Origin of the sequence: Aquimarina spinulae (assembly GCF_943373825.1) — a bacterium.
Taxonomy (GTDB): Bacteria; Bacteroidota; Bacteroidia; order Flavobacteriales; family Flavobacteriaceae; genus Aquimarina; species Aquimarina spinulae.
Map to the genome: position 1 here is coordinate 829,515 of NZ_CALSBP010000002.1, position 23,554 is coordinate 853,068.

The 23,554-nt window shown below is 34.0% G+C and carries 11 protein-coding genes; 4 read left to right on the forward strand and 7 right to left on the reverse strand.

What is annotated here, in order from left to right; all coding sequences use genetic code 11:
* Positions 1-21: 21 nt before the first annotated feature.
* From NNH57_RS09240 to NNH57_RS09265, 6 genes are all read right to left on the reverse strand, one after another.
* Positions 22-1,242, reverse strand: a complete 1,221-nt coding sequence (locus tag NNH57_RS09240) for a M24 family metallopeptidase (RefSeq protein WP_108807789.1) — start codon at positions 1,240-1,242, stop codon at positions 22-24.
* Positions 1,243-1,266: 24 nt separating this feature from the next.
* Positions 1,267-2,559: an aminopeptidase P family protein gene (locus tag NNH57_RS09245; protein WP_074408812.1), complete on the reverse strand. Its 1,293-nt coding sequence runs from the start codon at positions 2,557-2,559 to the stop codon at positions 1,267-1,269.
* A gap of 277 nt (positions 2,560-2,836) precedes the next feature.
* Positions 2,837-4,420 carry an aldehyde dehydrogenase (NADP(+)) gene (locus NNH57_RS09250; RefSeq protein ID WP_108807788.1) on the reverse strand — a complete coding sequence of 528 codons (1,584 nt, stop codon included), beginning with the start codon at positions 4,418-4,420 and terminating at the stop codon, positions 2,837-2,839.
* Positions 4,421-4,503: 83 nt separating this feature from the next.
* Positions 4,504-5,433, reverse strand: coding sequence for a dihydrodipicolinate synthase family protein (locus NNH57_RS09255; protein WP_108807787.1), 930 nt, complete (start codon positions 5,431-5,433; stop codon positions 4,504-4,506).
* Positions 5,434-5,690: 257 nt separating this feature from the next.
* Positions 5,691-7,127 (reverse strand): SusD/RagB family nutrient-binding outer membrane lipoprotein, encoded by a 1,437-nt coding sequence (locus NNH57_RS09260; RefSeq protein ID WP_108807786.1) that lies wholly within the window; start codon positions 7,125-7,127, stop codon positions 5,691-5,693.
* Positions 7,128-7,131: 4 nt separating this feature from the next.
* The gene (locus tag NNH57_RS09265; protein WP_074408816.1) at positions 7,132-10,341 is read right to left on the reverse strand and encodes a SusC/RagA family TonB-linked outer membrane protein; all 3,210 of its coding nucleotides are present in this window, start codon (positions 10,339-10,341) and stop codon (positions 7,132-7,134) included.
* A gap of 973 nt (positions 10,342-11,314) precedes the next feature.
* Here NNH57_RS09265 and NNH57_RS09270 point away from each other — a divergent pair.
* The gene (locus NNH57_RS09270; protein WP_108807785.1) at positions 11,315-14,389 is read left to right on the forward strand and encodes a basic secretory protein-like protein; all 3,075 of its coding nucleotides are present in this window, start codon (positions 11,315-11,317) and stop codon (positions 14,387-14,389) included.
* 69 nt (positions 14,390-14,458) lie between these two features.
* Here the strand turns inward: NNH57_RS09270 and NNH57_RS09275 are convergent, their stop codons facing one another.
* Positions 14,459-14,914, reverse strand: a complete 456-nt coding sequence (locus NNH57_RS09275; protein WP_234423366.1) for an Lrp/AsnC family transcriptional regulator — start codon at positions 14,912-14,914, stop codon at positions 14,459-14,461.
* Between the two features lie 488 nt (positions 14,915-15,402).
* Here NNH57_RS09275 and NNH57_RS09280 point away from each other — a divergent pair, with 488 nt between their 5' ends.
* The 3 genes from NNH57_RS09280 to NNH57_RS09290 all read left to right on the forward strand — a co-directional run bounded on the left by NNH57_RS09280 (position 15,403) and on the right by NNH57_RS09290 (position 23,504).
* The gene (locus NNH57_RS09280) at positions 15,403-18,558 is read left to right on the forward strand and encodes a SusC/RagA family TonB-linked outer membrane protein (RefSeq protein ID WP_074408819.1); all 3,156 of its coding nucleotides are present in this window, start codon (positions 15,403-15,405) and stop codon (positions 18,556-18,558) included.
* A gap of 107 nt (positions 18,559-18,665) precedes the next feature.
* On the forward strand, positions 18,666-20,342 hold the full coding sequence (locus NNH57_RS09285; protein WP_108807784.1) for a RagB/SusD family nutrient uptake outer membrane protein: 1,677 nt from the start codon (positions 18,666-18,668) through the stop codon (positions 20,340-20,342).
* A 162-nt stretch (positions 20,343-20,504) separates the two neighbouring features.
* The gene (locus tag NNH57_RS09290; RefSeq protein WP_108807783.1) at positions 20,505-23,504 is read left to right on the forward strand and encodes a GH92 family glycosyl hydrolase; all 3,000 of its coding nucleotides are present in this window, start codon (positions 20,505-20,507) and stop codon (positions 23,502-23,504) included.
* Positions 23,505-23,554: the final 50 nt, after the last annotated feature.

Genomic DNA, 23,554 nt, shown 5'->3' on the forward strand with positions numbered 1-23,554 from the left:
TTTATTATAGTTCTATCTCTGTTATAGAGATAATCCAAAAGGATCATCAATAGAGTGCGCTGGTTGTGTAAACCATTTTGGTCCTTCTTCGGTCATATAGATATGATCTTCTAATCTAATTCCAAACTCATCGGGCACACATATCATAGGTTCATTACTAAAACACATTCCTGATGTAAGAATTGCATCTTCATGTCTTGCTATATATGGCCATTCGTGAATATCTAATCCGATTCCGTGGCCGGTGCGGTGAGGCAAACCCGGTAATTTATAATCAGGACCAAGACCTTTGGTTTCTAATGTTTTTCTTGAAGCATTATCTATTACAGCACATGGTTCTCCTAATTGAGCAGAAGCAAATGCAGAGAGTTGAGTTTCTTTCTCAAGATTCCATATCTTACGTTGTAACTCATTAATCTCACCATATACATATGTTCGGGTAATATCTGAAATATAATCATGAAGGACACATCCTGTATCAACCAATACTATTTCGTTTTCTTCTAAATCTTTTGGTGCTTTTACACCATGAGGGAAAGAAGAATCTACACCAAACAATACGATACAAAAGTATGACCCCGAAGGAATACCGTATCGTTTATGAGCTTCATTAATAAAATCAGTAACTTCTTTAGCACTAATCCCAGGTTTCAGTATTCGTGCTGCAGCTTGTTGTACTTCCATCGTAATATCCATTGCAGTTTGCATGATGGCAATTTCTGCTTCAGATTTTATCATTCTGCACCCTGCTGTGATTGGTTTGGCATTAATTAGATGATAAGCAGATTGTTCTTTTAGGATTCCATCAATAATAAAAAAGGGTGTTGCTTCATCCATAGCCACATCCTTACCACTAATATTTTTCTTTTTAAGAATATTCACAAATAAGGTATATGGACTTTCATGTTCTTCCCAGCAATGAACAGGGCCTTTTATTAACATAAAATCCAAAATAGTTCCTTCTTCAAATTTAGGACCTATATAATGCATCTCACCATCAGGAAACAGTAATGCTCCGACCATTCGCTCACTCGGATTCCATCGCATTCCTGTAAAGTAAAATAGATTTGTTCCTGCATGCAGATATACTACAGGAATTCCCTGCTTTTTCATAAGATCGCAAGCTTTATGTATTCTGGCTTGAAATTCTTCTTTTTGAATGGGTTTAGCAAGATGAGCTTTTGGCTGTATTGCATTTAATTCTTTTTCGATAGAAGAACCGCCTATTCCTAATGCATTCATAATTTATAATTTTGTAATTAAATACTACGCTGTCATCGACTTTTCAATTTCATCAATTTCAATAGGCATAGCTTGTGTGAGATTTGTATTTCCAGTTTCTGTAATGAGGTAATCATTCTCTAGGCGACAACCTATTCCTTCTTCGGGAATATAGATACCAGGTTCACAAGTAAGTACCATCCCCGGTTCTAAAGCCCTGGAATACAGACCTACATCGTGAACATCTAACCCAAGATGATGTGCTGTACCATGCATGAAATACTTTTTATACAAAGGTTGATCCGGGTTTTGAGTGGCAACTTCAGAAGCATCGAGAACTCCAATTTTGATCAGTTGCTCTTCGACTAAACTGGCCATTTGTTTTTCATAATCTGCTGGGATCACTCCCGGCTTAAGTAATTTACTCCCTTCCTTTAAACAATGTAACACTGCTGTATACACTTCTTTTTGTCGATCTGAAAATTTACCATTTACAGGAATACAACGTGTGGTATCACTATTATAATTACCATAGCAAACTCCAAAATCCAGGAGTATCATATCGCCATCCTGGCAAGTATTATCATTGGTATTATAATGTAATGCACAAGCATTTTTTCCTGAAGCTACAATAGGCTTAAAAGCATGTCTTGTCCCTCCATTTTTAAGGAGTGCATACGTTAATTCTGCTTCTAATTCATACTCTTTACAGTCTGGTTTTACTGTGTTGAGCACTCTATAAAAACCTTCGATACTAATATCTGCAGCTTTTTGTATCTGCACAATTTCTTCATTTGATTTAACAGGGCGTAAAGCTCTTGTGATTTTGGCGGCTCGATGATACTGGTGCAAAGGGTATTTTTCTTTACACCAGTTAATCATTCGATCCTGTTGTGTTTGTTTGTTATATGTAATTCGCTTTATGTGCTCGTTATGTCCTAAATAAAAACCATCTGCTTCGAAGGCCATTATTTGAAGTGTTTTTTCAAAATCATGTGCCCATTCTATTCGTCGGATTCCTGAAATCTGACCAGCTTCTTCTTTGGTTAATTTCTCACCATCCCAGATTTTAATATGCTCACTCGTTTCTTTTATGAACAAAATCTCCCTATTTTCTGGCTTATAAGCATCTGGATATAACACCAGTATTGTTTCTTCCTGATCTATTCCTGATAAATAAAATAAATCATTGTTTTGGGCAAACCCCATAACATCATCTGCATTGGTATGCTTGATATCATTAGACGTGAGAATAGTGATCGTATTCTCCAGAGTTTTGGAAGTAAAATTATTTCGATTCTGTATAAAAACGGTATTTGGTAAACTTTCGTAGCGCATATTAGAAATTCTATCCGAATAAAATGGTTAATAGTTGTTTTCCTGTTGCACCTCTTCTTGTTTCGTTAGTAAAGGTACAGCCGTCAATTTATAAGTTGTTTTATTTATTTCATTCTTTTTTCTGTTTTTTTTGTAAACAAAATTCATTTCTATGCCCTATTCTTTTATACGTTTAGACCAAAAGGGTATGATAAAGAACCATACCCTCTTGATTATAAACTTAACAATACCAACATTTAAACAGATTGCTATTAGGTTATTGTTCTAGAGTCAAAACTTACACTTTCTCATTAGAATGAGTTCCATCTACAGTTCTGATGATTTCATCAGGATTTTCATTTTTAAGTGCATTTGGAAGCAATTCGTTTGGCCAATCCTGATAGCTAAACGGTCTTACCCATCGCTTTATAGCATTTGTTCCTACGGCAGAGAATCTAGAATCTGATGATGCCGGATATGGGCCTCCGTGTGTCATAGAAGGACAAACTTCTACTCCTGTAGGCACTCCATTAAAAATTACACGTCCAACTCTGTCTTGAAGTGCATCAACGATGTTACCTAAGTTTTGATACTCTGATTTTTCTGCCAGGATAGTTCCTGTTAATTGTCCTTCGAGATTATTAATAATTTCAACAAGTTCTGCTTCGTCTTTACATCTAACTACTAATGAAAAAGGGCCAAAGACTTCCTGATGCATTTTTGGATTAGTTAAAAAATCAGCTCCAGAAACAGCAGAAATTTGAGTAGGGGCAAAATTAGGTTCTACTTCTTCGGTTAAAGAAGCTACGACTTCTACGCCTGATTGAGAAGATATGGTCGTTCTATTTTCTACATAATCTCTTTTTATATTAGGATGTAACATACACTGGGGAGCTATCGCAGTACTTTTTTCTGCCAGGTCCTTGATAAAGTTTCTGGTATGATCACCATCTATTGTCAGGATTAGCCCAGGATTTGTACAGAACTGACCTGTACCCACTGTAATAGAATTAGCATATGTAGTTGCAATTTCGTCTGCTCTTTTGGTAATTGCTTCGGGTGTAATAATTACAGGATTAACACTTCCCATTTCTGCAAAAACAGGGATTGGTTCTTCTCTGTTAGCAGCCAGATTAAATAAAGCTCTTCCTCCCGAGATACTTCCTGTAAAACCAACAGCTTTTACCTTTGAATGTTTTACCAGGGCAGCTCCTACTACTCTTCCGCTTCCGGTAATATTTGAAAAAACGCCATTTGGCATTCCTGTTTTTTCGGCTGCTTTGATGATAGCAGATGACACCAGTTCTCCTGTTCCGGAATGCATGGCATGTGATTTAACGATTACCGGGCATCCTGAAGCTAGTGCACTGGCTGTATCTCCTCCTGCAGTAGAAAATGCCAAAGGAAAATTACTCGCTGCAAATACTACTACAGGTCCTAAGGGAATATTAGTTTTTCTAATATCTGGTTTAGGTGCAGGTGTTCTGTTAGTATCTGCCAAATCGATTGTATTTTCTCGCCACTCTTCATTAGAAACCAATTCTGCAAAAGAACGTAATTGGAAAACTGTTCGACCTCTTTCTCCTATTGCTCTTCCTTCTGGCAATCCTGTTTCTGAGGTATATGCCCGAATCAATTCATCATCTAAAGCCAAAATCTCATCTGCAATAGCATGTAAGAATTCTGCTCTTTTAGCTCCTGTAACATTTCTATATTCTTTAAAAGCCTGATGTGCTAGTTCTGTCGCTTCATCTACTTCTTCTAAAGTAGCCTCATAAAATTCGTATTCGTTCTCAATATTTAGTTTTGGGTTGAATGTTTTACGAGAAACGGATCCTGTTGCCGATAATCTATTTCCTATATAATTTTTTCCGGTTATCATATATTGGTTAATGGTTTTAGTGTAAAATGAATTAATAATAAAATTGATTAAAATAAAAACAAGGTATTTGGGGCAAAAAAAATCTAACTCACTACAGCATTTAGTTCTTTATACTCTGGTAAAGTAGGTCTTGTTTTTAATCCATTTTCAATAATACTAAGGACATTTTTACGTTCTTCGCCAACAAGTGGTAATCTTGGTGCACGTACATTTTCGGTACCGATTCCCGTAGCTACTTCTGCAAGCTTAATATTTTGTACTAGTTTTGCATTGATATCTAATTCTAACAAAGGCAAAAACCATCTATATATCTCAAGTGCTTCTTTAATTCGTCCTGCTTTTTGTAATTCGTAAATAGCAACGGTTTCTGCAGGAAATGCATCTACAAGTCCGGCAACCCAACCATCTGCTCCCATTAAAAGGCTCTCTAAGGCTAGAGTATCAACACCAGAAAGGATTTTTAGGCGATTTCCGAATTTATTTTTGATTCTTGTAATATTAGATATATCTCTTGTAGATTCTTTTACAGCTTGTATATTATCCATTTCTAATAACTCTTCGAACATATCCAGAGTTACTTCAATTTTATAATCTACAGGGTTATTATACACCATAATTGGTAACTCTGTACTTTTAGCTACTTCTTTAAAATACACTACTGTTTCGCGATCTCCTGCTTTGTAACGCATTGGAGGTAACATCATTAATCCCTGAGCTCCATCTTCTTTTGCTTTTGCAGCTGCATCGATTGCATTTTTGGTGGTTTGCTCTGCAATGTTCATGATTACAGGAACTCTGCCATTAACAATGTTAACCGTCTTTTTTACCAAAGTTCTTTTTTCCGCATCACTTAATGTACTAGCTTCTCCCAGCGTTCCTCCCAGAATAATTCCGTGAACTCCAGCTTCTAGTTGAGCATTGATATTAACTTCAAACATATCTAGGTCTAAAGTATCCTCATTATTGAATTTAGTTGTTACTGCTGGCATTACGCCTTTCCAATTTATAGCCATAATTGTGGTTTAATATTTCGGGTCAAATATACCATGAATTTAAAGTGCAAAGTACCTAGAAATTATCCATGTATGGTACTAAATTAACCTACATAACGTTGAATATTGATTTTTTGATTAATATTCATTCAGATTATAAAAAAATGAAACTGTGTTTTTAATATTGCTTTATAAATGAAATTCCCTCTCAATTGACAGGCTAACTTGTCTATTAAGAGGGAAAGGACTATCACAAATTAAAAATGAGTTCTATATCTCTAATTCACATCCCAGAATATTTTGGTACTTAATTCATCTCCTCCAATATTTGAAGCAGCATTTGTTACATTGGTACCATTAGTGTTATATTCTCTAATGGGATATTTTATTCTTCTCGGGATAGGATTACCTTCTGAACTATCATTCAAATTAGGGAAACCTAATCTTCTATAACTCGACCATCCTTCGAAACCTCTATTATAAAAAGCGATCCATTGTTGAGTTCCTATCTTTTGTCTATAGTTTCCAGTTGCAGTTGTGTAAGCTACATTTGCTTCTGCCAGATAGGTTGTTGCATCACCAGATGAACCTCCCCAATACGTAATAGATGCTGTAATGGCATTATTATAATGATTTTCTGCATCTGCCGGAGATCCAACCAAAGAACGTTCTGCAGCTTCTGCCAATAAAAATTCTACTTCTGCATAATCAAGCAATAATCCTTCTAGATCTGGTTGGTGAAATGCAGTACCAATATGTGTAAAATTATCAAACACATTAAGGTTTCCTAGCACTCCTCCAACATAAGGAGTAAGGTTATTATCAAAATAAGCAGATTGTCTTGGATCATTAATCGGTTGCATAATATCTACTATTGCTTCTGCAACAACATAATCTTCTCTACCACTATTTACAAGAGTTTCCCATATTGGATTTGTATTAGGTGTTGTCGATTCGTAGCTTAATGAAGCGTTATCGTTATTAGATGTAAACACCCCAGAATTAACTGCCTCTGTTGCTAGTGTTCCTGCTTGATTAGCATCTACATCAGCAATCCTAAGTGCTAAACGTAACTTTAAGGAATTTGCAAATTTTGTCCATTTAGAGACATCTCCTTGATACATCAAATCTGAATCACCAAATGATTGTCCGGAAGCATTAAGGTTACCAATAGCAGTATTTAACTGATTTATAATATTAGTATAAATATTCTGATCATTATCATATATCGGGTTTAAGATATTTTCATCTAAAGACAGAGCTTCTGAGTAAGGAACATCTCCAAAAAGATCTACCAAGACATGAAAAGTATATACTTTCAAAATTTCGATAATCGCTAATCTATTTTGTTTATCTATTTCAGTAAAACCGAATATTTCTTCTTCGGGAATTAATCGAGCCGCTTCGTTAAGGTCACTTAGAACATCTCTATAAAGTGTATTCCAATAATTTTGTGGAAAACTCTTAAGATCTTGAAAATTAGTTTCTGGACCTATAAAACCTGTACCCGCCCAATATTGAGCATAAAATTTCAAATGATTATCAAAAATACTTTGAGTCACCATTTGGTCAACCAAATTTCGTTGTCCATTAGTAAATAATGTTGACGAAGGAACGTCTGAAATCTGTTTATCGCTCACATTAAGATCATCTACCTTACAGGAAAAGATCATAAACAAGCAGAATAGTATGGTTAAAATTTTACTATTTTTCATTTTTTTAGAATTTTACTTTTAGGTTAAAACCATATTCTTTAGATGTGGGATATGCAGAAGATTGAAACCCTTGTAAGTTACCTGCACTTAATCCTGCTTCTGGATCAGAATATGGAATGTTTTTGTCAATAATCCATAGGTTTCTACCAATTACAGAAACCACTACATCATTAATAGGTAGGTTATCTAATAATTTTGTTGGTAGTGAATAAGAGAATATCACTTCTCTTAATTTTACAAAAGAAGCATCATAAACATCCTGTTCATCTGTTGATCTGTAATAAATAAATGGGCTATCAAAACTATTTACCGGAGTTCTCACTGTATTAGGAGTCCCATCTTCTCTAACACCAGGGGCAATTATTCCTCCTCCATCGGCAACAGCATCTCTTACAGGATTACCTAAATCATTAAGTCCTGCGGTTTCAGGAAATATTCCCGTAGCATATCCATAGGTATGATCAAGAGAGTAGATATCCCCTCCCTTTTGCATATCAATTAAGAAACTAAGCGAAGCATTTTTATACCTGAACGTATTGTTGATTCCTCCATTCCAATCTGGAATTATGTTACCAATCACTCCATTTTCTTCATTAGTCACGTAGTATCCGTTTTCATCAACAACTCGCTGGCCATTAAGATATTTAAAACTAGATCCTCTAATCGTACCATAAGGTTCTCCTACAGTGGCATTAATAGAAACGTCTTCTTGTAATGTTCCTGATAAACTTAAATTATCAATTCCATCCAATAATGAAACTACTTCACTTTTATAGGTACTCCAGTTTACATTGATATTCCATTCAAAGTTTTCGGTTTTAATTGGAGTTCCAAAAAGACTAACTTCATATCCTTTATTTTCTATTTCACCAGCATTTACAATTTTCGAATTAAATCCTGTAGAAGTAGATATATCTAATGGAAGAATTTGATCTTTACTATTTGTTTGATATGCTGTTATATCAAACCCAAATCTATTCTTAAAAAGCTTCATTTCTAATCCTGCCTCATAACTTATAACGGTTTCATTCTTAAGTGTAGGATTGTTTTTATTATTTGGCAATGAGAAAAGAGATTGTCCTGCAAAACCATTAACAAAAGTATATACATCGTCTACAAGAAGTACACCAGCACTATTACCCACTTCGGCATAGTTCAACCTCAATTTTCCGAAATTTAACCAATCACTTGTAAAGAGGTTAGAAAAAAGAAAACTAGTAGAAATTGATGGATAAGTAAATTGTCTTTTACCATCTGGTAAAGTTGATGATCGATCTATCCTGTAGGTTGCATCTAAGAATAATATATCATCATAACCAAATGATGCACTGGCATAATACCCATTAACCCCCATACTAGACTTTCTTTCTATAGGTGGCGCTATTGGATTTACCGAATTGGATAAAGAGTAAAATCCAAAAGTATTAAGTCCTCCATTTGTTTGTGCAAAAATAGAACTTCTATTTGTTCTGGTAAGGTTCATCCCCAGAAGTCCTTTAAAATTAAGTTTTTCAGTAATATCAAAATTAAAGTTCCCTATCATATCATAGTTCATTTCTCTAAAAAACCCATTAAATCTATTATAATTAGATGGATTGAAACTAGAAACGTTTACTCTTTCTTCTCTTATTTCATCAAACCTATCCATAGTTACTCTTCCCAAAATATCAAACCAATCATTCACTTTATATGTTAGAGCTACGTTTCCAAAGACACGATCTCTACCGTCTGTTTGATAATTTTCATATAATGTCCAATATGGATTATCCCAATATTGTGGTCTTGGAGCATAAGGATCGTCACCTGTACGTGCCGATGATCGTATATTCCAAGTAGCATTTCTTCTTAATCTAAAATACGCATCTCGCTGCTCTCTTAAATCAACATTTGTTTGGTACCATTGTCGCAATCCAGGTAAAACACTGTTTTCGTCATATCCTGTTGCGAATCTACCTCGCCCGCTATTTTTGGTATATGTAACCTTTGCTCTTGCTGTGACTTTATCTGTCAACCTATAACTTCCACCAAAATCTACCGTTTGCCTTTTAATTAAACTGTTGGGTAAAATACCTGTTTGTTCTACATTGGTAAATCCTAATCTAAAATCTCCTTTGTCTGTAGCACCATCAACACTAATACTGGTTGATTGCAACAAACCTGTCTGAAAAATAGAAGTAGGGTCATTTTTTGCTGCTACCCAAGGTGTAGGAGTACGATAATTAGGATTTTCTGGAAAAAAAGCTCCCCATTGGTATACTGAGAGATTAGGGTCAAATCTTGGTCCCCAAGAAGCATCACCTCCTGTATCTACAACATTATCTAAAATACCATCTCCGTCTACATCTTCCTGTACAAAAGAAGCTCCATAACCTCCCCCGTATTCTTTTTGGTATCTCGCAAATGTCTTAGGATCAAATTTACTAAATGTAGTGTTTGAATTAATTGTTATCCCTAACCCTTTATTTTTAGCTCCTTTTTTTGTTGTGATTATAATTACTCCGTTTCCTGCTCTAGATCCATATAATGCAGAAGCAGCAGCTCCTTTTAAAACGTTTATAGTTTCTATATCATCTGGATTAATATCTGACGCTGCATTACCATAATCATATCCTCCTCTACCCGCTGTAGAGTTTCTAGAATTGTTAATTCGATTACTAATCGGAGTACCATCAATCACAAATAAAGGTTGGTTATTACCAGTTAAAGAAGAATATCCCCTGATGATTACATTGGTTGACCCTCCGAAATTATTATTTCTAGAAACAGTAACTCCAGCAAGTTTACCAGACAATGAATTTACAAAGTTTACACCTTTAGCTTTGCTAATATCTTCTGATTCTATCTGTTGAGTTGCATATCCCAAAGATTTTTTAGATCTACTTATACCAAGAGCTGTTACTACAATTTCATCTAGTGAAGTAGCATCTTGATACATAATCATATTGACTGTAGCCTCATTTCCTACCAGTTTTTCTTCTGTTTTAAAACCCAGATAAGAAAAAACAAGTGTTTGACCTGCTTCTACCTGCAAAGAGTAATTACCATCAAAATCAGACAATGCGCCAGTTGATGTTCCTTTGACTAGAATATTTACTCCTGGAAGAGGAATCCCAGAATCCTCTGTTATTTTACCGGATACTGTTTTTTCTTGTGCAAAACTTATTGTACAAAAAATCAGCATGAGTATAACCGAAAGATTAATTTTTGTGTTCATTAGTTTGTTTTATTAAATTTTAAAATTATTTGACGGATCTTTTGGCGTTTTCCCAAGTGCCTGACCCATAATTTTGTAGAAAGATTTAAGCCTTAGAAATACAACTATAATTAACTTTTAAAATGTTATTTCTACCTGCCTTTTCTTAGTAGCCTCCTTTATAATGTCTTAGAAAGAAGGATATGGGATTTTAGTTTTGTTTACGATTTTTGTAAAGTTTAGTTTCCAGACTTTTATCAAAAAAAGCTTGGAAAACTGATTTTTGTCTACTTTTTTTTCCATATTATTTTAAGATTGATTATTTCGAAGCGAAATATATCTTAGAGTTATGGTATTACCATCATTTGGATTAATAAAGTATTATATATGGATATTTTAGTACTAATCTTTACATATTTTTCTTTGATTTTAACAAACCAATGAAGATTATACAATCACTAAAAACTCTAAAATTAGATGCAGATTCTTATGAATAGTAAAAGAAGAAAATACTGTTCTAAATGAAACGAATGAATACGTTTCTGAAGAATGCTCTTCCATATTATAGGAGATAAGAGATACTATATCATAGCATATATACGCATAGTATAATCAAGTGTTTACCCTCTATTTTGTTAAAAAACAATCCCGATTTACTTCTTGCATAAAGTAGCATGATGCAATTTTTAGATTGACCAAAACCGTCTAAAAAAACACCAATTCAAAAGCTCTATGTATCGATAATCCTAAGAAAGTACTTTTATATTCTATACTTATCCTATAGAGATGTTATTTTTTTGACATAAAAAACACTTTATAAAATGAACATATCTTCTTTTAAAAAGAAAAAAGACTAAAAAAAACTAAAAAAGAATAAAAATCACTGAAATTAAGCGTAAAAAATGAAAACATACCCCAATACTGTAATTTTATTGCAACTAACATTTATTAGTTTTTATACAAAAAATACTAATAAAAAAACACAAACTTCGCAATGAAAAATTACAAAAAACACATGCTTTGGATAAGCATGTTATCAACAATGGTATTTGTATTCAAAATGAGTGCACAACCTCTACATCAAACTACAAATAATGAAAACAATACCTTTTCTTCTCAAAGTAAGCAAGCCTGTATTTGGGGGAATGATTTTCTTACTCCAAGAGTAGAATTTAGAGATTTTGATGGATCAACTATTGGATCACAAGTATTTAACCAAGTGATTCCTAATGCAGAAAGCTATATGAAACAACGCTGTCTGGATGTAGCTAAAATCCTGTATCGTAATTCTGCAGATGCTCCAAAATTTAGACTATTAAAATTCAACTTAAAAAATGAAGATTTTGTAGCTCATAAATTTGGAGATGGTGATCAAATGACCATAGAAGTGAGCACACAACATCTGGCAAAAATCTATAGAGATTCGGGGAACAATTCGCAGGTTATAAAAGATGAAATCGATGGGATACTATTTCACGAAGTAACTCATGGCTATAATTACTCCCCTACTACAGGAGGAACATATGACGGATCTTCTCCTTTTTGGGCATATACAGAAGGTATAGCAGATGGAGTAAGAATATATGCAGGATTTCATCAAACCAGAACTCCAAATGTAAATGATTCCAGGAAATGGTTAGGTGGATATACTACAACAGGTTTTTTCCTGCAATATGTTACGCTAAAATATGATAAGAATTTTATCTATAAATTTAATAAAGCAGCTAAAGATTTAGGAAACTCATGGTCTTTTGATAATGCTTTTAAAGACATCCTTGGAAAAGGTGTAGAAACGGTATGGAATGAATACAAAAACTATATCAATAATGGTAACACTCTTGATTACGACGGTGATTATCCATGGAACCTAGATTGCGGAGGTAGCAATGGAGATCTAACCGACATTACTAATGACGGTGGAACAGTTTCTAGTCAATATAATGATTCCCCATCTAACGAAGGTATATCAAAACTAATCGACAATACTATCAATTCGAAGTATCTAACCTTTAATGCATCTGCATGGGTACAGTATAAAGCCAGTACATCCTATATTTTATCTTCTTACACTTTATCCTCTGCAAATGATGCTCCAGAGAGAGATCCGAAAAACTGGACTTTACAAGGGTCAACAAATGGAAATTCCTGGCAAAATATTGATCAAAGATCTAATCAAGATTTCCCAAATAGAAATCAAAAAAGAAGCTTTACTGTTAACTCTTCTACTGCTTACAAATATTATCGATTATCGATGAGTAATAACAGTGGGACTATTCTACAATTATCTGAACTCGAATTGTTTGGAAAAGAAAAAAACACACAACAACTTCCTATAGCTGATTTTAGAGCAAATAAAACCAACATAAAAGAAGGAGAAAGTGTGTCTTTTACTAATTCTTCAACCGATGCTACTTCATATAATTGGACATTTGATGGAGGTAGTCCATCTAGTAGTACACAAACTAATCCTGTAGTGAAGTATAATAGAGAAGGAACCTATTCGGTAACTCTTAAAGCAACAAACGGAGATGGGTCTGACACAGAAACTAAAACCTCAATTATTAAAGTTTCTTCAAATGGAGGTGGAGGAGAAATTATTGACATCACTAATGACGGGGGAAACATTTCTGATCAACATAATGATTCTCCATCTTTTGAGGATATATCTAAATTGATTGATAATAATCCTAATTCTAAGTTTTTAACTTTTAATGCTTCTGCATGGGTACAATATAAAGCAACCAAAAGTTACACGTTATCTTCATATACGATAACCTCTGGGAACGACGCACCAGAGAGAGATCCTAAAAGCTGGACTCTGCAAGGGTCTACCAACGGAAGTTCCTGGCAAAATATTGATCAAAGATCTAATCAGGATTTCCCGAATAGAAATCAAAAAAGAAGTTTTCAGGTAAGCACTACTTCTTCTTACAACTATTATCGATTATCAATTAGAAACAATAGTGGAACTATTCTACAATTATCTGAACTCGAATTGTTCGGAAAAGAAAGTTCTACCGATGGAGGTTCTTGCTCATGGGGGAATGATTTTCTTACTCCAAGAGTAGAATTTAGAGATTTTGATGGATCAACTATTGGATCACAAGTATTTAACCAGGTGATCCCTAATGCAGAAAGCTATATGAAACAACGCTGTCTGGATGTAGCTAAAATCCTGTATCGTAATTCTGCAGATGCTCCAAAATTTAGACTATTAAAATTCAACTTAAAAAATGAAGATTTTGTAGCTCATAAATTTGGAGATGGTGATCAAATGACCATAGAAGTGAGCACACAACATCTGGCAAAAATCTATAGAGATTCGGGGAACAATTCGCAGGTTATAAAAGATGAAATCGATGGGATACTATTTCACGAAGTAACTCATGGCTATAATTACTCCCCTACTACAGGAGGAACATATGACGGATCTTCTCCTTTTTGGGCATATACAGAAGGTATAGCAGATGGAGTAAGGATATATGCAGGATTTCATCAAACCAGAACTCCAAATGTAAATGATTCCAGGAAATGGTTAGGTGGATATACTACAACAGGTTTTTTCCTGCAATATGTTACGCTAAAATATGACAAGAATTTTATTTATAAATTTAATAAAGCAGCAAAAGAGTTAGGAAACTCATGGTCTTTTGATAATGCTTTTAAAGATATCCTTGGAAAAGGTGTAGAAACGGTATGGAATGAATACAAAAACTATATCAATAATGGTAACACTCTTGATTACGACGGTGATTATCCATGGAACCTGGATTGTGGGGGTAGCAATCGAAGCAATCTTCAAACAGTAGAAAACAAAAATCCTGAAGACACATTCAATTTAAAGTCATATCCTAATCCAGTAAAAGATAAATTGCTTTTTGTAAAACCACAAAACCTAAAAAACACCTCTTTACTTTTTGAAATTTATGATACTCAAGGCGCTCTAATTTTTACAGAAAAAACTTCGGGAAGCGTACTAAGTCTAGATCATTTAGAAAGTAAAATGTATTTTATAATTGTAAAACGATATGGAAAAACCATATATAGAAATAGATTTATAAAGCGATAACACCGGTTTATACTATACCATAGTTAATTAGAATTATAAAACACCTGCTACTTTATTGTGCAGGTGTTTTTATAAATAATATTCTGAAGTATGCTTAATCACCTTTAAAGAAAAAGTAGTATTCAGGACTCCGATATTATCAATTTTTGATAACTTAGAACGCATAAACTCATGATATTCTTCTAAGCTTGGCATATTTATTTTTAGTAAAAAATCTACCTGTCCTGCCATATGAAAGCACTCTTGAACTTCTTTCAGATTTTTTATTTGATTTTCAAACTTATCAATAAATGATTCTCCATGAGATTGTAGAGACACCTGGCAAAATGCTGTAATGGGCAGACCAACCATCTTCTTATTCACAATTGCAACATATTTTTCTATATACCCTTTACTTTCTAAACGTTTTATCCTCTCATATATAGGAGAAACAGTTAAGTTCAAAAGATTCGCTATTTCCTTCGCAGTTTTTTTAGAATCTCTTTGAAGGATACGCAAAATAGTTTTGTCTGTATTATCTAACATTTCCATATTATTTATATAATTACACTATTCAGATAAAAATACTTTTATTTTATAATAATAAAGCTTTTTTTATTACAATTATTCATTTATTCAATCTATTTAACTAAATATACTCATATTTAAGAAACAAATCATAAACTTAGTTAGAAGTGAATTTTATATCAAATTAACATTTTGAACACATTAAATCTGTATAAAAGCACATATATGTTCATTTTTATTAAAACAGAAGTAGAATTTTAACACGAAAAAAAACTTAATAACACAATAATACACATTACAAAAAGACAAAAAAACTTTATAAATAAATTTTCACCATAAAAATCACTAATATTTATACCAAAATACAAATATTAGTCTTCATATTATAAATTTGAAAACAATAATCCTCTTAAACATAACGCATTGTTAATCTTTTAGAAACGCCAATTGATTAAGAGTTTATTAGAGAAATCAGCAGTCAAATTATTAACTAAACCAATTTTAATATGAAGAATAAATTAGGATATCTATTTTTTGTGCTTACCTTCATGTCATTTACCAATATGGTTACCGCCCAGGAAATTACAATTACTGGAAAAGTAACAGATAATACGGGAATGTTATTACCAGGGGTAAACATTATTATAAAAGACTCTTCTACAGGAACACAAACCGATTTTGACGGAAACTATTCATTAACAGCCTCATCAGGAGACACATTGTTATTTAGTTATCTAGGAATGGAAACTCAAAGTATTACGGTATTAGATTCGGGAGAACACAACATCTCCATGCAAGAGAGTTCTAACCAACTAGAAGAAATTGTAGTTACCGGGTATTCAAAACAATCGGTAAGAAATATAACCGGATCTGTTACTGTAATCAAAGCAGAAGATCTCGCCGCCACTACTCCCGTCGATATTGAGCAATCTTTGCAAGGATTAGCTTCAGGAGTTACTGTAGGTTCTGAAGGAGGTCCTGGAGGATCTGCAATGGTAAGAATACGAGGATTTGGAACAATTAACAACAATGACCCTCTTTATGTAATTGATGGTACACCAACAACTACAGGAATTAACCAGTTAAATCCAGCAGATATTGAATCTATGCAGATACTAAAAGATGCGTCCTCTTCTGCTATTTATGGATTTAGAGCTGCTAATGGGGTAATCCTTATCACCACCAAAGGAGGTAAGTATAATAGCAAAACTAAGTTTACATTTAACACAAGTCTAGGAATTGACAACGTTGTAAAATCTGCTTTTCCAGATTTATTATCTCCTCAGGAGACTGCAAATGTTATTTGGACCCGTTTTAATAACGATGGCTTTGCTCCTTCTCACCCTCAGTATGGTAACGGAAGTACTCCTGTATTGCCAAACTATTTAACCCCCGCTGGAGCAGATTCTGCAGATCTATCCACATATGACGCTCAAACCAATAAGATTACCAGAGCAAATAAACAAGGTACAGATTGGTTTGATGAGTATTTTAATGACGCTTTTGTTCAAAATTATAATCTGGGATTATCTGGAGGGTCTGAAAACGCAAAATTTCATGTCGGAATGGGTGCACTAAAACAAGAAGGTGTAGCCTTGCATACTTTCTACAACAGATATGTATTAAGAGCAAATTCAGAATTTAAAATAACTGATAATTTCAGAATAGGAGAATCGTTTAACCTTTCTTATTCTGACAGAGTTGGTTCTGTTGGAAATCAATCTACCGGAGGAGATATTTCTTTCTTATATAGAGCACAACCTATCATTCCTGTATACGATATTGCAGGTAATTATGCCGGCCCACAAAGTCCGGGATTAGGTAATGGTATTAACCCTGTAGCCAGTGCAACCCGAAACAAAAACAACCTGCAAAGAAGCTACAGAACAATTGGTAATGCATATGCAGAACTAGACTTTTTAAACGATTTTACTTTTAAAACTAACATAGGACTAGACTACAACAATAACAATAGTTCTTTTTATGTTTTTCTTAACCCAGAAGTTGCAGAACCAAATTCTGTTAATCGATTAATAGAAAGTAACGATTATACCATCTCTTCTACATGGTATAATACCCTTAGTTATTCTAAAAACATAGGAAACCATTCTATTAACGCCATGTTAGGAACAGAATCTAATAAAACACAAAGAAAATTCCTAAGTGCTTCAAGAACTGATTTCTTTACCGACGAACTAGATTATAGATATTTGGATAGAGGAACCGGTTCTAGAGATAATAATGGTAGTGGGATTAAAAGTGGATACTTCTCTAGCTTCGGAAAAGTAGATTACAGCTACAACGATAAGTATTTATTATCATTTTCTCTACGAAGAGATGCTACTTCAAAATTTGCTCAAAACAAAAGATCAGATTATTTCCCTTCATATAGTGCTGCATGGAGAATATCTAGTGAAAATTTTATGAAAAACCTATCGTTTATAAATGATCTTAAAATAAAAGCTGGATACGGAGAATTAGGAAACGAAAGTATTCCTCAAGGCAGAATTTTTAGTCAATATATCAATAATGATAATAGCAATTATGATATAGGAGGAAACAATTCTAATGTAACACCTGGATATAGCTTATTCATATTTGGAAACCCGGATTTGGAGTGGGAAACAACGACAACAAAGAACATCGGAATTGATGGTGTTTTACTTGATCGAAAATTAACATTCAGCTTTGAGTACTATAATGCATTAACAAAAAAATTATTAGTTCAGGATCAAGCCAATGTAACTCTTATAGGTCTTGCTCAGGCTAAATACATCAATGCAGGGTCGGTAGAAAATAAAGGGTTTGATTTTTCTCTGGGATATAACGACCAAATTAACGAAAATCTAAAGTACCACGCTTCAATAAATATCTCTACTTACAAAAACACAGTAAAAGAATTAGGAAACAATCCAAATTATTTCTTAGAAGGAAATTTAGCGCGAGAAACCAGGCCTTCTAGAACACAAACTGGTCATCCTATTGCTTCATTTCATGGTTTTATTATTGATGGTATCATCCAGAACGACGCAGAACTTGCAGCTACTGGTGATTACCTAGGAAAAGAGATAGGAACATTTAAGTATAGAGATGTTAATAATGACGGAGTGATTAATGACGACGATAGAGATTTTATAGGAAATCCTCATCCTGATTTTACATATAGTTTTAATTTGGGGGCAGAATACAAAAATATTGACTTGGGAATATTCTTCCAGGGAAGCCAGGGGAATGATATTTATAATTTCACTAAATTCTTTACAGATTACAACAGTTTTCCCGGAGCAAAAAGCAGAAATTATCTGAACTCCTGGAGCCCCTCTAATACAGGTGCTACTTTACCTAGACTTTCTAATAACCCCGCAGAACACTATTCTAGTGCTAGCAACTATTATATAGAGGATGGGTCATACCTTCGCCTTAAAAATATTCAATTAGGGTATAGCTTACCAGAACGATTAACATCTAAACTAAATATTTCGAAATTAAGGTTTTTTGTACAAGCCAAAAACCTATATACCTGGACCAAATACTCTGGATTAGATCCTGAAATCAACTTACAGCAATACGGTGGCGATTCTGTAAACCTGGATATCGGTATTGATAGAGGTGCATATCCCGTAGCAAGAACCTTTATACTAGGTGTTAATCTTGCTTTATAAATAAAAAACGAGGTAAAATTGAGCACAGACAAACAAATGAAGATGAAACCAATGATGATCCTATTGCTCATTCTACACAATAATCAAAAAAAATCAAATATAAACAGATGAAAAAAATAATCTTATTTGTATTCGTTACGTTACTAGTGATTTCTTGCGAGAAAGAACTAGACATCGAACCACAAGGATCTCTTGTTGAAGGAGTAATAGAATTTAACAAAGAATGGGTCGACCAACAACTTATCAGCGCCTATGCTATTTTGGATGGAAACCCTGGTTATTTCTGGGCACCTGCATCTAACTGGGCTCTTGGAGATGTAGCCTCTGATGATTTTCATAAAGGTTCGTCTATAGATGATCAGCCTCAATTGAATGATGTTGAGCGTTTCTCTTCGGGAACAACAAACATTTATCTATCCAGAAAATGGGAATCTTTATTTGAAGGTATTTCCAGAACAAATCAAACGATAGAATCAATTACCAAAGCTATAGAAAAAGGGACTCTAGAAGAAGATTTAACAGTTCTGGGTGCAGAAGCACGTTTCCTAAGAGCACATTATCATATGGATGCAAAAAAAATATGGAACAATATACCTTTTATGAAAGAAGGACTAACCACTACTCCATCTAATGATACCGATATCTGGCCACAAATAGAAGAAGATTTAACATATGCAATAAACAATCTTCCCGAAAGCCAGGATGATGCTGGTAGAGCTACCTCATGGATAGCTAAAGCATATCTGGCAAAAGCACATATGTTTCAAAATGATTATACCGCAGCAAGGCCAATTTTAGATAATATTATTAATGAAGGACCGTTTCAATTGGTTCCTAATTATCATGATAATTTTAATGCTGAAAAAGACAATAATTCAGAATCTGTATTTGCTGTTCAAAACTCTGTAAATGACGGAGGAGATGGGTTTATTAATGGTAATAGGGGTAATAGATTAAACCACCCATATGCTCCTGATGCTCCTGGTGGGGGATGTTGTGGTTTTTTTCAACCTAGCCAAAATTTGGTAAATGCATTTAAAACAGATGCTAATGGTTTACCACTATTAGATTCTTTTAATGACTCTGATATTACTAACGATCAGGGAATCACATCGGATCAACCTTTTACACCATATATCGGTAATCTAGATCCAAGATTAGACTGGACAGTAGGTAGAAGAGGTATAGAATATTTAGGTTGGGGAATTATGCCCGGATCGAGATGGACACGTGATCAATCTAACGGAGGGCCATATGTTGGTAAGAAACATGAAATATTAAAATCTCAGGAAGGCTCAATGTCTGCCGCTGGATTGCCACAATACAATGCGATTAACACACCGTTAATAAGATATTCTGACGTATTATTATGGAGAGCAGAAGTATATGCCCAGGATGGTCAATTAACCGATGCCATGAATCTTGTAAACAGAATAAGAGCTAGAGCTGCAAATCCAGATGGATTTGTTAAAAACCCCGACGGAACACCAGCTGCAAACTATGTAATCAATGAATACACATCATTTCCTGACCAGGAATATGCCATTAAAGCGGTTCGTTTTGAAAGAAGATTAGAATTAGCCTCAGAAGGACATCGATTTTTTGATCTGGTACGTTGGGGAGTAGCTCCACAGGTATTAAACAAATACATTAGTGAAGAATCTTCAAAACGCGTTTACCTTAATGGAGCTAGTTTTACTCAGGGGAAAAGCGAATACTACCCTATTCCCCTCGATGCGATAAACTCTTCTGGAGGAACTTTAAAACAAAATTCCGGATATTAATCACAAACCAAGTTCTACTAATAGATTTGTTTCATTAGTTATTTTTTGTTTTAGATTGTAAAGACAGAATCATTCATACAGATTCTGTCTTTCACATGTTAATTCATCATACATTTTTAACACCCAATGTAATTCAACCACAAAGTTCAAAATAAATGAATTATGAAATTGTTTATGCTTAGAAGAATACTCTTAACCCTTATGATTGCAGGATTAGGCATTCATTGTACAAATAAAAAAGAAGTAAAAAAGCCGGCAGATTACGTAGATGTTTTTATCGGAACAAAATCACCTGGACATACATTTCCTGGCCCTATGCTTCCTTTCGGGATGGTACAATTAAGTCCTGATACCAGAAATGATCATACTAGTTGGCCTGCCTGTGCAGGATATGATTATACAGATACTTCAATTATAGGGTTTACCCATACGCACCTATCGGGAACAGGAGTTCCTGATTTAGGTGATATTCTATTCATGCCTACAACAGGAGAAGTACAATTTAAGGCAGGAACTCCAGAAAATCCAGATACAGGATATCGTTCTAGATATAATCACAAAAATGAGTTTGCCGAACCTGGGTATTATTCAGTTGTGCTGGATGACTACAATATAAAAACAGAACTAACCACAACAAAACGAGTTGGAGTACACAGATATTCATATCCTAAATCAGAAAAAACCAGTATCATTATTGACCTAGAACATCGCGATCCGGTAATAGAAGCAGAGTTCGAAATCATCAGTAAAACAGAAATTGCAGGGTATCGAAGGTCAAAAGCATGGGCCGGCAACCAACGTCAGTATTTTGTTGCACAATTTTCAAAACCTATCACATCCTATCAAATTCTTACTGGAGAAAAAACAGTAACTACCGGCATCAAATTTAGCAACAAGAAAATAATAGCAGCTCTTAATTTTGACAGTTCTGGAGATCAGGTTATTGCGAAAGTAGCATTATCTGCAGTAAGTATTGATGGTGCCAGGAAAAACCTAAAAAAAGAATTACCACATTGGAACTTTAATGAGATTAGAAAAGAAGCAAAAAAAACCTGGAATACTTCGTTAAGTAAAATAGCAATATCCGATAGCAACGAAGATAAAAAAGAAATATTCTATACTTCTTTATATCATAGTCTTTTGACCCCTAACTTATATAACGACATTGATGGTCAATACCGGGGAATGGATGACAACATACATACTGCAAAAGGGTTTAATAATTATACGGTTTTCTCTCTTTGGGACACATTTAGAGGTCTGCACCCATTATTAACAATTATAGAGCCAGATGTAACCCGAGATATTGTTGTTACCTTACAAAAAAAACACGAACAATATGGTGAAATCCCCATGTGGGAATTGGCAGCAAATGATACGAGGTGTATGATAGGGTATCACGGGGTTTCGGTTATGGCAGATGCATACTTAAAAGGAATAACCGATGTAAACGCCGAAAAAGTATTAACCGCTATGATAGAAAGTTCTAATGTAAAAAAAAGAGGTATTAACTACTATACCGAATTAGGTTTTGTACCTTCAAACAAAAGCAGTCAATCCGTTTCCAAAACGTTAGAATATGCATATGATGACTGGTGTATTGCGCAAATGGCTAAAGCATTAAACAAAACAGATATCTACAATGAATACTCTCGAAGAGCTCAATTTTTTGTTAATCTATATGATCAGCAAACAGGCTTTATGAGACCTCGATATTCTAACCGAAAATGGTACGAAGATTTTAATCCTACATCTGTCGAAAAAACGTATAATTTTAATTTCACCGAAGGGAACTCATATCAATACAGCCTGTTTGTTCCTCATGATATAGCAAGCATTATTGATTTAGTTGGTGGTGACACTAATTTTAATCAATGGCTAGACAACCTTTTCTCTAAAAATTTTGATGAAGAAATTAGCAAAGATTCTGATGTTTCTGGGTTGCTAGGTCAATATTCTCATGGAAACGAACCCAGCCATCACCTCGCTTACTTATACAACTATGCCGGTAAGCCCTGGAAATCACAGCAAACTATTCATAAAATATTAAATGAAATGTATACCTCTGAACCCGATGGGCTCTGCGGAAATGATGATTGCGGACAAATGTCTGCATGGTATGTATTGAGCAGTTTAGGGTTTTACTCTGTTACACCGGGGGCTTCAGAATATGTTATTGGAAGTCCATCTTTTGAAAAGGCCGAAATTCATCTCGATAACGGAAAAACTTTTACAATACTGGCTCATAATGCCAGTGAAAAAAATATCCATTTTTCATCCTTGAAACTTAATGGCAAAGAGTATCCTAACACATATCTAAAACACGAAGATATTCTAAAAGGAGGAGAATTAGTTTTTGAAATGACAGATATTCCCAATAAAGATTGGGGTATTGACCCATCAAACAGACCACTATCAGATACAAAAAAAACAGTACATATACCTTATCTGAAATCTGATCACACCACATTTTTAGACACCAAAACAATCGTTTTAGATTGTGATACAGAAAATGCCAATATATATTATACAATTGACGGTAGTGAACCCACAGAAAATAGTATACGATATAACTCTCCTTTCGAGATAAAAAAATCTACAGAACTAAAAATTAAAGCTTTCAAAAATGATTTAATATCTAGTTATACAACAACATTATTTCTAGAGAAACTAGAGAGTATAGACCCGAAGAAATTAAAAATCAAACTTAAAAACGGGCTTTCATATAAATATTATGAAGGTATTTTTCGATCTGTTTACGATTTTCTACAAGAAGATCCTATACAAAAAGGAGAAGTCTCAACTATCAATATAGAATCCCGTTTACGGGATGAATGGATAGGTTTCGAATTTGATGGATTTATCAATATCCCAAAAAATGGTGTATATAATTTTGAAATTGCAGCAAATGATGGTGCCCAACTACTAATTGACGGCAAAGAATTATTTGAAAGTGATGGAAGAAAATCATTTAGTTTTATTCAAAAAAACGATATCATTTTATCTAAGGGACTACATGAATTTACTATACGGTATTTTCAATGTTCAGATAATATCGGTCTAAAAGCATTATGGAGTGGTCCTGATTTTGAGAAAATAGAAATTAACACTTCTCATCTTTATCATATCATTGATCAAAATAAAAACAAATCTAATCCATAACTTTCGAAAAGATAATAAAAGTAAACTTAACCGTTGGCAACATAAGTAAC

Excerpts from the sequence above, each read along its gene's own strand:
- NNH57_RS09275 (WP_234423366.1), bottom strand. The coding sequence starts at position 14,914 with ATGTTAGATAATACAGACAAAACTATTTTGCGTATCCTTCAAAGAGAT.
- NNH57_RS09265 (WP_074408816.1), bottom strand. The coding sequence starts at position 10,341 with ATGAACACAAAAATTAATCTTTCGGTTATACTCATGCTGATTTTTTGT.
- NNH57_RS09285 (WP_108807784.1), top strand. The coding sequence starts at position 18,666 with ATGAAAAAAATAATCTTATTTGTATTCGTTACGTTACTAGTGATTTCT.
- NNH57_RS09270 (WP_108807785.1), top strand. The coding sequence starts at position 11,315 with ATGAAAAATTACAAAAAACACATGCTTTGGATAAGCATGTTATCAACA.
- NNH57_RS09255 (WP_108807787.1), bottom strand. The coding sequence starts at position 5,433 with ATGGCTATAAATTGGAAAGGCGTAATGCCAGCAGTAACAACTAAATTC.
- NNH57_RS09260 (WP_108807786.1), bottom strand. The coding sequence starts at position 7,127 with ATGAAAAATAGTAAAATTTTAACCATACTATTCTGCTTGTTTATGATC.
- NNH57_RS09245 (WP_074408812.1), bottom strand. The coding sequence starts at position 2,559 with ATGCGCTACGAAAGTTTACCAAATACCGTTTTTATACAGAATCGAAAT.
- NNH57_RS09240 (WP_108807789.1), bottom strand. The coding sequence starts at position 1,242 with ATGAATGCATTAGGAATAGGCGGTTCTTCTATCGAAAAAGAATTAAAT.
- NNH57_RS09290 (WP_108807783.1), top strand. The coding sequence starts at position 20,505 with ATGAAATTGTTTATGCTTAGAAGAATACTCTTAACCCTTATGATTGCA.
- NNH57_RS09280 (WP_074408819.1), top strand. The coding sequence starts at position 15,403 with ATGAAGAATAAATTAGGATATCTATTTTTTGTGCTTACCTTCATGTCA.
- NNH57_RS09250 (WP_108807788.1), bottom strand. The coding sequence starts at position 4,420 with ATGATAACCGGAAAAAATTATATAGGAAATAGATTATCGGCAACAGGA.